Origin of the sequence: Ramlibacter aurantiacus, from assembly GCF_016722895.1 — a bacterium.
In the GTDB taxonomy this organism is placed as follows: domain Bacteria; phylum Pseudomonadota; class Gammaproteobacteria; order Burkholderiales; family Burkholderiaceae_C; genus Ramlibacter; species Ramlibacter aurantiacus.
The window spans coordinates 1-15,601 of the sequence record NZ_JAEQNA010000007.1 but is presented as its reverse complement, the minus strand read 5'-3'; the positions used below and the strand labels follow the sequence as shown (position 1 = coordinate 15,601).

The 15,601-nt window shown below is 67.6% G+C and carries 10 protein-coding genes and 2 pseudogenes; 6 read left to right on the top strand and 6 right to left on the bottom strand.

The genetic code is table 11. The annotated features are described in order from the left end of the window. Positions 1-166: 166 nt before the first annotated feature. From JI739_RS17200 to JI739_RS17190, 3 genes are all read left to right on the top strand, one after another. Entirely contained in the window at positions 167-2,455 is a 2,289-nt protein-coding gene (locus tag JI739_RS17200) for an excinuclease ABC subunit UvrA (protein ID WP_201685173.1), read from the top strand. Positions 2,456-2,994: 539 nt separating this feature from the next. Continuing rightward, on the top strand, positions 2,995-4,401 hold the full coding sequence (locus tag JI739_RS17195) for an aminotransferase-like domain-containing protein (protein WP_236589846.1): 1,407 nt from the start codon (positions 2,995-2,997) through the stop codon (positions 4,399-4,401). 100 nt (positions 4,402-4,501) lie between these two features. Beyond that, complete coding sequence (locus tag JI739_RS17190; protein WP_201685171.1) at positions 4,502-5,500, top strand: sensor histidine kinase; 999 nt, start codon at positions 4,502-4,504, stop codon at positions 5,498-5,500. 70 nt (positions 5,501-5,570) lie between these two features. Here the strand turns inward: JI739_RS17190 and JI739_RS17185 are convergent, their stop codons facing one another. Continuing rightward, on the bottom strand, positions 5,571-5,738 hold the full coding sequence (locus JI739_RS17185; RefSeq protein ID WP_201685170.1) for a hypothetical protein: 168 nt from the start codon (positions 5,736-5,738) through the stop codon (positions 5,571-5,573). A gap of 331 nt (positions 5,739-6,069) precedes the next feature. On the opposite strand from JI739_RS17185, the gene JI739_RS17180 reads away from it, so the two are divergent. Then, positions 6,070-8,733, top strand: coding sequence for an ATP-binding protein (locus JI739_RS17180; RefSeq protein ID WP_236589845.1), 2,664 nt, complete (start codon positions 6,070-6,072; stop codon positions 8,731-8,733). Positions 8,734-8,935: 202 nt separating this feature from the next. Here the strand turns inward: JI739_RS17180 and JI739_RS17175 are convergent, their stop codons facing one another. Genes JI739_RS17175 through JI739_RS17165 form a run of 3 tightly spaced genes read right to left on the bottom strand, consistent with a single transcriptional unit; the run spans position 8,936 to position 12,821 of the window. Then, a complete protein-coding gene (locus tag JI739_RS17175) occupies positions 8,936-11,224 on the bottom strand; it encodes a xanthine dehydrogenase family protein molybdopterin-binding subunit (RefSeq protein ID WP_201685168.1) in 2,289 nt (762 codons plus the stop codon). Then, entirely contained in the window at positions 11,221-12,249 is a 1,029-nt protein-coding gene (locus JI739_RS17170; protein ID WP_201685167.1) for an FAD binding domain-containing protein, read from the bottom strand. The genes JI739_RS17175 and JI739_RS17170 overlap by 4 nt, the downstream gene beginning before the upstream one ends. Further along, positions 12,246-12,821: a (2Fe-2S)-binding protein gene (locus tag JI739_RS17165; protein ID WP_201685166.1), complete on the bottom strand. Its 576-nt coding sequence runs from the start codon at positions 12,819-12,821 to the stop codon at positions 12,246-12,248. The genes JI739_RS17170 and JI739_RS17165 overlap by 4 nt, the downstream gene beginning before the upstream one ends. Before the next feature lie 485 nt (positions 12,822-13,306). Here JI739_RS17165 and JI739_RS17160 point away from each other — a divergent pair, with 485 nt between their 5' ends. Then, on the top strand, positions 13,307-14,515 hold the full coding sequence (locus JI739_RS17160; protein WP_236589826.1) for a low temperature requirement protein A: 1,209 nt from the start codon (positions 13,307-13,309) through the stop codon (positions 14,513-14,515). 122 nt (positions 14,516-14,637) lie between these two features. Here the strand turns inward: JI739_RS17160 and JI739_RS24935 are convergent. Next, positions 14,638-14,864: pseudogene (locus JI739_RS24935) on the bottom strand (ATP-binding protein); the annotation flags it as partial. Positions 14,865-15,041: 177 nt separating this feature from the next. Here JI739_RS24935 and JI739_RS17150 point away from each other — a divergent pair. Next, positions 15,042-15,307 (top strand): annotated as a pseudogene (locus tag JI739_RS17150) (IS3 family transposase); the annotation flags it as partial. Between the two features lie 69 nt (positions 15,308-15,376). Here the strand turns inward: JI739_RS17150 and JI739_RS17145 are convergent. Next, on the bottom strand, positions 15,377-15,601 hold a 225-nt coding region (locus JI739_RS17145; RefSeq protein ID WP_201685164.1), incomplete at its 5' end, for an integrase core domain-containing protein.

Here is a 15,601-nt window from a genome sequence, read left to right as displayed (position 1 = left end):
CCTGCGCTTCGCTCAGTGCGCCGTCTCCAGCACGGCGTGGAATTTGCGGGCACTGCTCCTGTTGTCCTCGAAACGGACAGGAAGGCGCAGTTCCTATCAATGCGGCATCGGCTTTCCGCTAGGCTCGTGCGACCGGTTCAGCCGCATCATGAGGAGCGATCAGCCGATGCGCAACGACAAGAAGCAGAACGACAAGAAGCAGAACGACAGGAAGTCCGCTGGATTCGTCCTGGTTCGCGGAGCCCGCGAGCACAACCTGAAGAACGTCGATCTCGACGTGCCTCGCGACGCCCTGGTCGTCTTCAGCGGCGTGTCGGGGTCGGGCAAGTCGTCGCTGGCGTTCGGCACCCTCTACGCCGAAGCGCAACGGCGGTACCTGGAATCGGTCGCGCCGTACGCGCGTCGCCTGATGGACCAGGTGGGCGTGCCGGCAGTGGACAGCATTGACGGGCTGCCGCCAGCCATCGCCTTGCAGCAGCAGCGCGGAAGCCCCAATGCGAGGTCGTCGGTGGGCAGCGTGACCACGCTTTCCAGCCTGCTGCGCATGCTGTACTCGCGCGCCGGCAGCTACCCGCCCGGGCAGCCGATGCTGTTTGCGGAAGACTTCTCGCCGAACAGCCCGCAAGGCGCTTGTCCCGGCTGCCACGGCCTGGGCCACGTCTTCGAAGTGACCGAAGAAACCATGGTGCCCGATCCGACGCTCACGATCCGCGATCGCGCGGTGGCTGCATGGCCGCCGGCGTGGCATGGCCAGAACCTGCGCGACATCCTCGTTTCGCTGGGACACGACATCGACAAGCCGTGGCACAAGCTGCCCCGTAAGACGCGCGACTGGATCCTGTACACGGAAGAACAACCCACGGTGCCGGTCTATGCAGGCTTCGGCCCCGAGGAGACGCGGCAAGCGCTTGCCAGCGGAATCGAGCCGAGCTACCAGGTCGCGGCGCAGCGCATCGCATCGGCGGTCTCGCAGCGCGTCGAGACATTGGTCGGCCTCGGACTCGGGTACCTGTCCCTCGACCGCAGTACGCCGACCTTGTCGCCGGGCGAGCTTCAGCGCCTGCGCCTGGCCACCCAGATCAGGTCGAACCTGTTCGGCGTGGTGTACGTGCTGGACGAGCCGTCCGCAGGCCTCCACCCCGCCGATGCCGAGTCGCTCTACGCAGCCTTCGACGCCCTGAAGCAGGCCGGGAACACTTTGTTCGTCGTCGAGCACGACCTGCATTTGATCCGGCGCGCGGACTGGCTGGTGGACGTCGGCCCTGACGCCGGCGAAAAAGGCGGCCGCATCCTCTACAGCGGCCCGCCGGAAGGCCTGCAGGACGTGACCGCTTCCCACACGGCGCGCTACCTGTTCGGCGCGGCGCCTGCCGCGCGCGACGCGCGCGCGCAGGCCCGCGTGGCCCGGGACTACCTCCGGCTGGAGGGGATCCGGCACAACAACCTCCACGGCGTCGCCGCCGCCTTCCCCATCGGTGCCTTGACGACGGTGACGGGTGTGTCCGGATCGGGCAAGTCGAGCCTGGTGAGCCATGCCCTGGTCGACCTGGTGTCGGCCCATCTCGGCCAGGAAGTGGCGCGTGAGGAACAGGGCGATGGCGAGGGCGAAGGCCCGGTTTCGTCCATGCGGGCAGCGGGTCGCCTGGCGGGCGGCCAGGACGCCATCCGACGCCTCGTCGTGGTCGACCAGAAGCCGATCGGCCGCACGCCCCGCTCGAACCTCGCGACCTACACAGGATTGTTCGACGACGTGCGCAGGCTGTTCGCATCGACACGCGCTGCCAGGGCACGCAGGTACGACGCGGGCCGCTTCTCGTTCAACGTCGCCAAAGGCCGCTGCGACACCTGCGAGGGCGAGGGCTTCGTGAGCGTGGAGATGCTGTTCATGCCCAGCGTCTATGCACCCTGCCCGAAGTGCCATGGCGCCCGGTATGACGAAGCCACGCTGAGCATCCTGTGGAACGGCAAGTCGATCGCCGACGTGCTCGGCTTGACGGTCGAGGCTGCCAGGGCGTTCTTTGCAGACCAGCCGTCGATTGCGCGAAGCCTGTCGGTACTCGAAGACATCGGGCTGGGCTACCTGCGCCTGGGACAGCCTGCGACCGAGCTCTCGGGCGGCGAAGCCCAGCGCATCAAGCTGGGCACCGAACTGCAGCGTTCCCAGCGCGGCTCGACGCTGTACGTCCTGGACGAGCCGACAACCGGCCTGCATCCGGCCGACGTGGACCGCCTCATGCGGCAACTTCATGCCTTGGTCGATGCACGCAACACCGTGGTGCTGGTCGAACACGATGTCCGCGTGATGGCGCAAAGCGACTGGATCATCGACCTCGGACCTGGGGCGGGCGCCGAGGGAGGCCGCATCGTCGCGAGTGGCACCGTCGAAACGGTCGTGGCGAACAAGCTCAGTCGCACTGCACCGTACCTGAGGCAGGCATGGGCCCAGCGCGTCTGAGCGCGAGCGCAGCAGCGTCGGGCGGTCGCTGGAAGCGCCGGTCCTCACGCAGCGCTGCCGGCAGCCAGGGTTCGGCACGCTTGGTCCGTTCGCGCATGCCCTCAGTCCGATCCTACGCACGGCACGTACTTCGTCTCGTGCCCATCTGCCCTTCACTGAGGCGGGCCGGGACAATTCCACGGCATCCTTCGAGCGGCCCGTCTGCTGGATCACCGTGGCGAACACGTCCGGGCGCCCGATCCCCGGTCCGGCGAACGAGGAATTCGCGTCGGCCTGGTCGCGAGCGTGCACCTCCCGCCGCCGGTCTTGTCCCAATGCTGCCGTTTCTCGCCTCAGGGCTGCGGCGCGTACGCGGCCGCAAGCGAAGATATTGTTGCCGAACGGCCGCAGGCAAGCCCGCGACCATCTAGGATAGAGCGACCGAAGTTCCCTGAGTGGGGGCCCGCATGCCGAAGGACCAAGCCGAGGCGGAGCAAGTGACCCGCCGGACCGGATTGAAACCGGCACCCGGGGCGGGAAGCGCAAAGCTGTATGAGCAGATGGCGGCTGACCTTGAGGACATGATTCGTCGCGGCCTGCTTGGACCCGGCGACCGGCTGCCCTCGGTTCGCTTTCTCAGCCGAAGCCGCGGCATCAGCCTCTCGACCGTGTTTCAGGCCTGCTACCTGCTGGAGGCACGGGGGCTGATCCGCTCGCGCGAGCGCTCCGGCTGGTTCGTCACCGGTGCACCCCTCAGCCGCCCCCCTCAGCCCGACGCGATCTCCTGCCCGCCGACGGAAGCACGCACGCCCGACACAGGCGAGATGATCTTCAGCATCCTCCAGGGTGTGCGCAAGCGCGACTCGGCCGGACTTGCTTCGCCCTTCCCGTCGCCTTCGCTGTTTCCGCTGGGCCGCCTTTCGCAGGCCTTTTCACGAGCCGGGCGCAGCATGCACCCCGACCAAGTCCACGACGACCTGACGCCCGGGAATGCACGCCTCGTACGGCATATCGCGCGCTGTTACCAGGTGCAGGGCATCGCTGTCGGAGAGCAGGAGATCATCATCACCAACGGCGCGCTGGAGGCACTGCACCTGTGCCTGGGGAGCCTCACGCGCCCCGGGGATGCCGTGGTCGTCGAATCGCCGACCTTCTACGGTTCGCTTCAGGCGCTGGAGACCCTCGGGCTTAGGGCAGTGCAGGTGCCTACGCATCCGGCGGAAGGGATCGACCTGACCGCTCTCGAGCCAGCACTGCGCAGGCACGCACCAAGGGCATGCTGGCTGATGCCGAACTTCCAGAACCCGCTGGGCAGCCTCATGCCACGAGAGCGCAAGCGCGAGCTGGTCGAGTTGCTCGCCCGCTACGACATACCTCTGATCGAGGATGACGTCTACGGGGAGCTGTTCTTCGACCAGGAACGCCCGCCGCCAGCCCGGTTCTTCGATACCAGCGGTCGCGTCCTTCACTGTTCGTCGTTTTCCAAATGCTTGGCCCCCGGATTCCGCATCGGGTGGGTGGCCGCCGGCCGCCATGCGCACGACATCGCCAAGCGCAAGCTCGCCCTGAGCGTCAGCACCTCGCTGCCGCCGCAACTCGCGCTAGCAGAGTACCTGGACCACGCCGGCTTCCAGCGACACCTGCACCGCCTCCGCGCGCGCCTGGCTTCGCAGCAGGCGGACATGGCCGATGCGGTGCACCGCCATTTCCCCGCCGGCACCGTGGCGACGCGGCCGCGCGGCGGCTACTTTCTCTGGGTTCAACTGCCGCCGATGTTCGACGCCTTGCGCCTGTACCAGGAGGCCACCGCGCAGGGCATCTGCATCGCGCCAGGGCCCCTCTTTTCCGTCGACCAGGAATTTCGCAACTGCCTCCGCCTCAACTACAGCTGCGAGGTGGAAGGACGCGTGCAACACGCGCTGGTCACGCTGGGCCGCCTGCTGAGCCACCAGCGCGCGCCAGGCTGATCATTCTCTGCTCCGGTCTGCGCCGCTTCCATCTGGTCCTTTTGACCGCAACCTCCGTGCCATAGGATGAACGTCATCTCTTTCAATCTATGGTTCGCATATGACCAAGGAACAAAGTTCCGACCCGGCCGGTTATGAGCCGATGCAGCGGCATCCGACATGGACGCACGAGCTGCACACGGCGCGCGCCGCCGGCATCTCAGATTCCCCGAAGCGCCTCGTCGATGAAGACAGTACGGAGCGCCTGGACCTCTTGGAGTGCCTGCGCGACGCCGACCACCGCAGGGACCAGTTCATTGCAACGCTTGGGCACGAACTGCGCAATCCGCTGGCTCCGGTGCGGTACGCGGCCAAGCTGCTGCATCGTAGCGAAGACCCCGCCGTGCGCCGTGCGGCGACCATCATCGACCGGCAGGTGGATGGCATGGCCGCTCTGCTGGACAAGCTCCTGGACGTGTCCCGCATCTCCCATGGCCTCGTCGAGCTGAAACGAGAGTCGGTAGACCTTCGCGAGCTCGTGCAGGCCGCTGCAGAAGACGCGCGGCCCTGGGCGGACTCGACCGGCCTGCAACTCACGGTGGAGGCTCCGGACGCCGCGATCATGGTCTCGGGTGATCGGGTCCGGCTCAAGCAGGTGCTGGACAACCTGCTGAACAACGCCATCAAGTTCACTTCAGGCGGCGGTCACGTCCGCCTCGCACTGGACATGGATGGCGGCATTGCGCGCCTGCGCGTAGCGGACGATGGCATCGGCATTCCCGCGGAGATGCTGACCCGCATCTTCGAGCCCTTGGTCCAGGTGCGTGCCGGTTCATCTGGAAACCACCCGGGCGGCTTGGGCATCGGCCTCGCGCTGGTGCGCAACGTGATGGCGCTGCACGGCGGCGACATCCGCGCAGAGAGCGCAGGCCATCAGAAAGGTGCAACGTTCATCCTTTCGCTGCCGACCGCCAGCGGACCTGCGGCACTCCATGCCGCGTCAGGTGCGGCGAGTACGGCCGCCGCGAGGCCCGGACTGCGTCCCCGGATTACCGACGACCATCCAGACGCGGTCGAGTTGGCAGCCGAGCGCCCGCGGCTCGAAGGCCTCCTGCAGTGAACGGCTCTTGACGGTGTTCAGGCGCAGGCGGCGGCAGGCTGCTGGCGCCCTGATGTCCTGGTGCTCGATGTCACGGAACGTGCTCTGTCCACGGAATGACCAGGTTCATCGCATCGAGGAACTTGCGCTCGACACAGTACTTCAGGAGGTTCAGGAGGCCCATGCTCGCGCCTCTGTTGGTCCGGGCGATGCGCGTGGCAGTTGATGGCGAAGAACTGGTCTGGTTTTCTTTTGCCATACCTGCTGCTGTTCGTGGGGGGGGCGGCCTCCATAAGCTCCTACCCGTCCGCCGCACAGAGCTTCCCAGGGCCTCCAGAACGAGGCAGTGCGGCCCAATTGCTCGCGGCGAGGCCGCTGCGCACCGTGCAATCGCTGACCCGGAGAACGACCATGGCGAGAGTTCTTTTCGCTGACGACAATCACGATGGAGCGGGCCAGCCGTGACGCCGGGACAGTTGCCGGCCAACGAAGTCGCCCGCCTGCTGCGGCTGCGGCAGTTGCGCGCCCTCGACACGCCTTCGGAGGCCGCGCTGGACGCCTTCACGCGGATCGCGGCAAGCATCACCGGGATGCCGATCGCCCTGATTTCGCTGGTCGACTCGGACCGGCAGTGGTTCAAGTCGGCCGTCGGTCTTCAGCAGGGCGACGAGACCGCGCGCGACGTGTCCTTCTGTGGGCACGCCATCCTGCAGCCGCAGCTGTTCGAGGTGGAAGACGCCCGAGCCGACCTCCGCTTCCACGACAACCCGCTGGTGCTGGAAGCGCCGAACGTGGCGCACTACGCAGGCATGCCGCTGGTGATGCCCTCGGGCGAAGCGGTGGGAACCCTGTGCGTGCTGTCGCCGCGCCCCGGACGGCTCACCGGTGAGCAGCGGCGGCTGCTGTCCGAGCTGGCGCGCGGCGTCGTCGACGTCCTCCTGCTGCGCCAGGACGAACTGCAGTTAAAGGAGGAGCGCCGCACGGCGGAAGCCGTGCGCATGTCGGAGCTCGCTCCCGCCGGGATGTTCTCCGCCGACGAGCGCGGCCAGGTGCTGCACGGCAACAACCAGTGGGTCACGATCCTGGGCGGCCACTCGCTGGCGGCGCTGGAGGGATCGGCATGGATGCAGTGCATCCATCCGGAAGACCGGCCGGGGCTACAGGCCGCCTGGGAACAAACCGTGCAGGAGCGCAGCGGCTACGAGGGGACCTTCCGCTGCCAGCCGCTGGGGGACGAGGCACCGCGCTGGGTGCGCATCCGGTGCGAGCCCGTCGAGAGCTCCGGAAGCCGCGTCGCGTTCGTGGGCGTGGTGACGGACACCACCGAGACCCTGCGCCTGCAGGAGGAGTTGAACCGCCAGAACCGCCTGCTGGCGCGCGCCCTGGAGGCTTCGAACCTCGGCCTGTGGGAGTATGACCTCGGGGCGCGCTGCGTCTACCTGTCGGCGGGCTGGACTCAACTGCTCGGCCTGCCGGGCCAGGACTGGCAGGTACGGCCCAAGGCGACCCGTTCGTTCTTTCCCCAGCAGGCGCGACCGACCATCCTGGCCGCCTGGCGCCAGCTGCTCAACGGCGAGGTCGACCGGGTTTCGCTGGAGCACGAGATGATCATGGAGAGCGGCGAGCCTATCTGGGTCGTCAGCGAGGCGCAGGTGCTGGAACGCGACACCTCCGGCCGGGCCCGCCATGTCGTCGGCACCTCCAAGGACATCACTGCGCGCGTGCGCGCCGACGCCGAACTGCGCGCGGCCTTGCAGGCGGCGGACCAGGCGAGCGTCGCCAAGTCCGACTTCCTGGCGACGATGAGCCACGAGATCCGGACGCCCCTCAACGGCGTGATCGGCCTGACGCAACTGCTGCGGGAAGCAAGCCTGCCCCCCATGGAAAGCGATTCGGTGACGCTGATCGACAGCTGCGCGAAGTCGCTCCTGAGCCTCGTCGACAACATCCTGGACTTCTCGAAGATCGAGGCCGGACATCTGACGCTGGAGGAGGTTCCTACCGATCTTCCGCAGATGCTCCAGGAACTGGGCGACCTCTTCACCGCGCGCGCCGCCGAAAAGGGCATCCGCTTCGACCTGCACCAGCAGCCCGGCCTGCCTCGCTGGATCGCCACGGATCCGGGCCGGCTGCGGCAGGTGCTCCTGAACCTGCTGGGCAATGCGCTGAAATTCACCGACATGGGCAACTTCGGGCTGCGGGTGACCACCAGGGAGAGCGATGCCGGGCTGCGGCTTTCCTTTGCCGTCACCGACACGGGGCCGGGCATCCCGGCCGAAGCACAGGCTCGGCTCTTCACCCGCTTCACGCAGGCTGGGAATCCGTCGCTACGCAAATCCGGCACCGGGCTCGGGCTGGCGATCTCCCGCCAGCTCGCCCAGCTCATGGGAGGGGACGTCACCCTCGTCAGCCAGGAAGGGCTCGGCTCCCGCTTCACGCTCGAGATCCCGTTGAGGACCGCGGCGCCCCCGCTGGCGGTGCAGATCATGGCCGAAGCGCGCGTGATCCGTTCGGACGCGCGCCTGCTGCTGGCCGAGGACAACGAAGTGAACCAACTGGTCGCGCAGCGGATACTGGCCTCGCTGGGCTTCACGCAACTGACGGTGGTCGAGAACGGGCAGGATGCGGTCCGGGCATGCCAGGAGGCGCCCTTCGACCTGGTGCTGATGGATTGCCATATGCCGGTGCTCGACGGCTGGAATGCCGCCCGCGAGTTGCGCAGGCTGGGGGTGACGATCCCGATCCTCGCCTTCACCGCGGCGGCCACGCTCGGTGACAGGGATCGCTGCCTTGCGGCCGGCATGAACGACTACCTGACCAAGCCCGTCGAAAAGGCGGTGTTCGCCGAGAAGCTGCGGCGGTGGCTGACGGGCGCCGCGGAGCCCCACGCGTCACCCTCCCTCCTGCGCGCGGCGCCCGGGTCCTCGGACGTGTTCGACCACGGCGTCATCGGCCGCTACTTCGGAGACGACGCGCAAGCCTTCGCCGCGGCGCTGGAGATGTTCCTGCGTCAGTCCCGCGAGTCGCTGGCGCAGCTGAAGGCCGCGGGCGGCGAAGGAATGGCGCGCCTCATGCACGGCATGCGCGGTTCGGCGGCGACGCTGGGCGGCACCCGCCTGTCCGCGTTGTGCGCGGGGCTGGAGGTCTCGCCGGACTACGAGCAGATGGACACGGTCGCCACGGAGGTCGAGCGGTTCGCATCCGCCGCGCGAGCGTTCAACGGCTTCGCCGGCCCCGAACGTTTGCGGACGTAGCCGTAAGGCCTGCGCAGCCCATGGCTCATGGCCGCTTTGACGACCTTTGTGCGCCAGTCCTGGGGCAACTCCGCACCTGCCGTTTCCACGTTCGACGTGCAAGCACAAGCAGGCAGCAGGCGGCGGTCAGCGGTGTTCACGACCGCAGCTCCGCCTGTGCCCCCGACGAGGTTACCGGCTCTCGCCTGACCGCAGACGGGCTTCAGGCCGTTACCGGTGACATGACCTTCTCCGGCGTCATCGGCAGCACCCGGATCCTGCGCCCGGTGGCATGCCAGATCGCATTGGAGATCGCGGCCGCGACTCCCAGCCCGCCGATCTCGCCCACGCCTTTGGCGCCCAGGCGGCTGACGATGCGATCGTCTTCCGGCACGAAGATGACCTCCAGCGAATGGACATCCGCGTTCACCGGCACGTGGTAATTGGCCAGGTCCACGGTCATGAAGCGGCCGAGCCCGTGATCGATCAAGGTACCCTCATGCAGCGCCTGTCCGATGCCCCAGACGATGCCGCCCAGGACCTGGCTGCGGGCCGTGAGCTCGTTGATGATCCGGCCGCAAGCCACCGCGCTCACCACCCGCGTGACGCGCACGGTGCCCATGGCCTCGTCCACCCGCACCTCGCAGAACACCGCCGAATGGGCGGCGCGCTGGTAGCGGCCCTGCTCGTCCTCGTCCGGCTCCAGGTGGAAGTGCGCCTCCAGCGTGCCGACGCCTGCGCCCGCCAGCACCTGATGCAGGCCCAGCCGATCGCCCGTCGAATTGCGCAGCCGCACGCTGCCGCCGATGAACTCCACGTCCGCGAACTCGCTGCCGGCCAGCGGTGACCCGGCCATCGCTCGCGCGAGCTGCCAGACCTTCTTGCGCAGCTTCTCGCAGGCACCATCCACCGCCGAGCCGACGCTGGCCACGTGCGAAGACCCGCCTTCCGTCGGCGCCTGGGGCAGGCGCGTGTCGGCGATGTGCACGCGCACGTCGTCCAGCCGCATACCCAGCGCGGCCGCCGCAACCTGCGCCAGCACCGTGCTGGTGCCGGTGCCGATGTCGCTGGCCGCCGTTTCCACGTCGACACAGCCATCGGCATGCCACACCACCCGCGCCTGCGCTTCCTGCTGCTCGGCAATCCATTGCCCGCTGGCCATGCCCCAGCCAATCAGTTCGTGGCCCTCGCACATGCTGCGCGGCTGCGGGTGGCGCCGCGACCAGCCGAAGCGCTCCGCCGCGAGCAGGTAGCACTCGCGCAGCTTCTTGCTGGAATACGGCTTGTCGCCGGATGGCGAACGCTCGGCGTGGTTGTGCAGGCGCAGCGCCAGCGGGTCCATTTCCAGCGCCTGCGCCAGTTCGTCCATGGCGACCTCCAGCGCGAACAGGCCGCTGGCCGCCCCCGGTGCCCGCATGTCCAGCGGCGTCGGCAGATCCAGCGGCAGCACGCGATAGTCGCCGCGCAGGTTCTCGCAGCGATAGAGCGTGCCCGACCATCGCGTGACCATTTCGGTGAAGTCGCTCACGCGCGAGGTTTCGCCTACCGCCTCGTGGATCAGCGCCTGGAGCGTGCCGTCGCGCGCTGCGCCCAGTCGCACCCGCTGCCAGATCTCCGGCCGATGCCCGAAGGTGAACATCTGCTGGCGCGTCAGCACCACCCGCACCGCCCGCCGCAGGTGCAGCGCGCCAACGATCGCCAGCAGCAGGTTGTACTGCGGCCGCAGACCGGAACCGAAGGCGCCGCCCACGAACGTGTTCAGCAGCGTCAGCTGGCTCTCCGGCAAGCCGAACACCTTCGCCAGCCGCTTGCGGGTCGCATAGCCGCCCTGGTTCTTGTCGTGGATGGTGAGCCTGCCATCGCCCTCGAAGATCACCGTGCTGGCGTGCAGTTCCATCGGGTTGTGGTGCTCGACGGCCTGGTGGAATTCGGCGTCCATCTTCACGGGCGCGATGGCGAAAGCCGCGTCGGCATCGCCGCGCGGCGTGGGCGGCGCCGTGTCTTCGTCGAGCTCGTAGGGGGCGCGGCCATCGGCGCGGCGCCGCAGCAGGTCGGTCGCGTGTGGCTGCCGCTCGTAGTCGATGCGCACCAAACCGGCCGCGTAGCGCGCCGCTTCCCAACTCTGCGCCAGCACCAACGCCACCGGCTGGCCGGCATAGTGCACCCTGTCGCTCACCAGCGGCTTGACCGGCACGGTGGAGAAATCCTCGCCTGACCCGAAATAGTGCGCGAGCTGCGGCGCCTCGCTGGGCTGGCCGTGCCACAGCACATCCAGCACACCGCGCACCGCGCGCGCCTGCGCATCGTGCACGGCCAGGATGCGTCCGCGGGGAATGGCGGCATTGACCACGACGCCATGCACGAGGCCGTCCACGGTGATCTCGGCGGCATAGCGAGCCTGCCCGGTGACTTTCGCACGCCCGTCGATGCGCGGGACGGGATCGCCCAAGGCGACGAAGCCGGCCCCATCGGCGGCCACCGGCTGCAGCGGCGTCGCGGGGCCGGCGCTCATGGTGCATCCTCCGCGTGCTGGGTGACCGTGCCAGCGGTGGCGAGCGCCAACGCGCGGACGATGGCCCGCCGCGCCAGCGGGATCTTGAACGCGTTGCTGCCCTCGCCCGCGCCCTGCGGCACGGCACCCTGCAGCAGTGCGTCGGCCGCGCGCACGAACGATGCTTCCTTCGCCGGCTGGCCGGCCAGCAGCGCTTCGGCGGCCGGATCGCGCCAGGGCTTGTGGGCCACGCCGCCGAGGGCTAGCCGCGCGGCGCGGATGATGCCGCCGTCCAGGTCCAGGTCCAGTGCCGCCGCCACCGAAACCAGCGCAAAGGCATAGGACAGCCGCTCGCGCAGCTTGAGGTAGACGCTGTGGGCCCGGAATCCGTCCGCCGGCGGCAGCGTGAGCGCGACGATCAGCTCGTCATGCGCCAGCGTGGTGTCGAGGTCCGGGCGGTCACCGGGCAGGCGGTGGAAATCGGCGAACGGGATCGTGCGTTCGCCGCGCGGGGACACAACCTGCACCGTCGCTTCCAGCGCGGCGAGCGCCACGCACATGTCGGAGGGATGGGTGGCCACGCAATGCGCGCTGGCACCCAGGATGGCATGCTGCCGCGCGAGGCTCCCCATTGCCGAACAGCCGGAACCCGGCTGGCGCTTGTTGCAGGGTGTGGCAATGTCGTAGAAGTAGCAGCAGCGCGTGCGTTGCAGCAGGTTGCCACCGTTGGTGGCCATGTTGCGGATCTGCGCGGTGGCGCCGGCCAGGATGGCCGTGGCCAGCAGGGGGTACCGCTCGCGCACCAGCGGGTGCCAGGCCGTGGCCGCGTTGCGGGCCAGCGCGCCCAGCCGAACGCCACCGTTGGCCGTGGGCTCGATCGCGTCGAGCCCGAGCCGGTTGATGTCGAGCAGCCGCGCAGGCCGCAGCACGCTCACCTTCATCAGGTCGATGAGATTGGTGCCACCGGCGATGAAGCTTGTACTCTCGCCGGCCAGCCAGAGCGCCCCGGGCACGTCTTCTACCGGGACAAACGTGAACGGGTTCATGCCGGCTCCTCCCCTGCCCGGGCGCCGCGTGCATTCACCGTCGTCCCCGCGATCCAGGCGCTGCGCGCCACCTCGCTGGCGTGCGGTCCGGGTCCGAGCACGACCTGCGCCACCGCCTGGGCGATCTGCGCATAGGCGCCGCAGCGGCACAGATTGCCCGACATCAGCTCCCGCACGTCATCCAGCGACTTCGCGTGTCCCTCGCTCGCCAATCCGACGGCCGAGCACAGTTGCCCCGGCGTGCAGTAGCCGCACTGGAAGGCATCGTGCTGCATGAAGGCCTCCTGCAGCGGATGCAGCTGGTCGCCGTGGGCGAGGCCCTCCACCGTGGTCACCTCGCGGCCGTCGTGCATGACGGCGAGGCTCAGGCAGGAAAGCACGCGTACGCCGTCGACGAGTACTGTGCAGGCGCCACACTGTCCGTGGTCGCAGCCTTTCTTGGTGCCCGTGAGGTCGAGGTGGTCGCCCAAGAGGTCCAGTAGCGCAGTCCAGCTCTCGACTTCGAGCTCGTGCGGCGTACCGTTGACGCGCAGCCGGATGGCGTGGCGGGAAGGCGGGGCAGGTGGCGGCATGGGCAGCCTCCGGAAAGCAGAGCGGGGGAGCATTCTGCAAGCCGGCACAAGACAGGCGTGTCGGACGGCGCCTCTGGTGCCGGCATGGAAGGTGCCGCCTGCGCCGCGCCCGGTGTGCACAAAGGCGGCGCCGCGCGCTTCGGCAAGCGAGCGGCTGTGCCAGGGGGGCTATCGGTTGAGCCTGTCTGGCCGGACCCCTGGTCCGGCCACCTGCTCGATCGAGGCGCTCGGAGTGGGCTTCTGCTGCATCGTCATCGAGATGGAGAGCGTCGTCGCTATTGCCGCCACAGCCGCAGTTGACCCGCGCGCAATCTCCAGTGCCCGAAACCTGCGCGAGGTGCCGCATTCGTCCCGACCCGATGCTGGATCCCACCGCGCTCGGGCATGTGTAGAGGTCTGCTGCCCAGCGCGGGCTGATCCAGGCAGGCCGCTCGATCCGACGAGCATGGCAAGCTTGTTTTTCTTGGTAAGCGCTTGCGGCGAACTTGGGCCCCGCAGGATGGTCAAGGGCATGGGAAGGCGCGACAAGCGCACGACCAGCCTTCAGAGGCTACGATCGGCCCGTGAAGGACCTGAGATATTTCGATCGGCACAGGCAAGCAACCTGGCTGGAGAAGTTCTTTGACCTGATTTTCGTCGTCGCCGTGAGCCGCGCCGGCGAGATCCTGAGCGACGCGCACGACGGCCACGTCGGGGCGGAGCAGTTCCTGCACTTCGTGCTCGTGTTCCTGCCGCTGTGGTGGATCTGGGCGGGCCACACGATCTACGCCAATCGCTTCGACACCGACAGCCGCCAGCACCGCCTGTCGACCCTGCTGATCATGTTCCTGCTGATCGTGATCTCGGCGCAGATCTCGACCGGCGCGCAGGACCACGACGCGCTGACCGTGGCGTGCTACTGCGGGGCGCGGCTGATCATCGCCCTCATGTATCTCGTTTCCAAGCGCAAGCACCACGACCGGGGGGGCATCACGACGACGGTGAGCGCTGTCTTCGCCGTTGGCGCCGCGATCAGCCTTTCATCCGTCCTTCTGGAGCCGCCTTGGAGCTACCTGGTCTTCTATGGGGGGATCGTGTTCGACATGGCGGCCCTGGTGCTGCTGAACCAGCGGTTGCAGGTCGTGCCGGCGCACACGCCGCACCTGATCGAGAGGATCGGCCTGCTGACCATCATCATGCTGGGCGAATCCGTGATCAGCATCACCGCGGCACTGGCGGGCATCACCTGGGGCCCGTCCAACGTCGTCGCCGCCGTCAGCGGATTCGTCATGGTGTCGGCCATCTGGTGGATCTACTTCGACAGTTTCCACCTGCTGGAACAGCGCAAGCTCACCACCGGGCATTCGATCCTCTACTCGCACTTTTTCGTATTGATCGGCCTGGCGATCCTCGCCTCGCTGATCCGGCATGCGATCCTGGGCGACCTCGACCAGGACGACTTCCGTCAACTGGCCGCCATCGGCACAGTGCTGTTCTTCCTGGGCAAGCAGTACGGCTACTACATGGAGGTCCCGGAGCTGCGGACGTACCTCGTGACCAATACCGCCGCCGTTTTCGCCCTGACAACACTCGTGCTGATGTTGCCGCTCGAACCCGAGGCCATTCTGGTGGGGATGACGGCCACGATGATCTGCTATGTGCTGCTCAACCTGCGCTACCGCCACCTGTTGGGCGGCGAGGAAGTGCCGACATGAGCCGCTCCAAGCGCAGCACCTCCAGCATGCTGCGCTTGGCCAGGACAAACGGACCGGGGCGGCCGGTTCGCGGAAGGCACCTCAACAGCATTTGGGACAATCCGCCCAGGCAGCATCCGACTTCGCTTCGAGCGGAGCCGGTAGCTGTCGCCTCTGATCGTGGTCACGTGGCTGTGATGCATTAGCCGATCCAGGATCGCCGTACCACGACCGGATCACCAAACACGCCACCCCACTCGGGAACCGAGCGGTTGCTGGTCACCAGCATCGAGCCACGCTCGTAGCGGCGGCTCACGAGCTGGAAGAACAGGTGTGCAGCGTTCGGCTCGAACGGCAGGTAGCCGAGTTCCTACCTTCGCCGATACAGGACTGCCCAAAGTGGCCGGAACAGCAACCTACGACCAGTTGAGTTGGCGAGCCGTGCCTGACCGCGCCCGCTCGTCGAGTATCGACCCGTCAAATCGGTGAGGTACGCGCGAATGGTTGCCCCTCTATCCGACGTATGTTCATCTGTCGACGCAATCTGGAGGTCGCGTACCTAAAAAAATTGCAGGCCTTGATCCGGTTGAAGAGATCAGCTGCGCCGACAAAGCGCGCCTGATTACCGGATTGAGGCATCACCATAAGTTGACGGACCTGCTCAAGGTCGCAGGTCTGGCTCGCAGCACGTTCTACTACCAGTGCCAGGCGGCCCAGCGTGTCGACCGGCAAAGCTCCATGGAGGTCAGGATCCGCGCCATCTATGACGAGCACAAGGGCCGCTACGGATACCGACGCATCACGGCAGCTCTGTGCAGTTCTGCGCTGCCCCCTGGATCAGCAACACGACGATTCAGAGCCCTGGGGTTGAATCGTAATGGGTCAGGTTGATTGCGCAGTGCCGCTAGCGAGCTGGCGGCACTGCGCGGCGAACACCGCCGGCGGCAGGTACCCCAAGGTACTGTGAGGCCGGTGGTGGTTGTAGTCGTCGCGCCAGTTGTCGATGACGCTGCGCATGTGGCTAAGGCTGGCGAACCAGTGCTGGGACAGGCATTCATCCCGGAACCGGCTGTTAAAGCTCTCGATGTACGCGTTCTGCACGGGCTT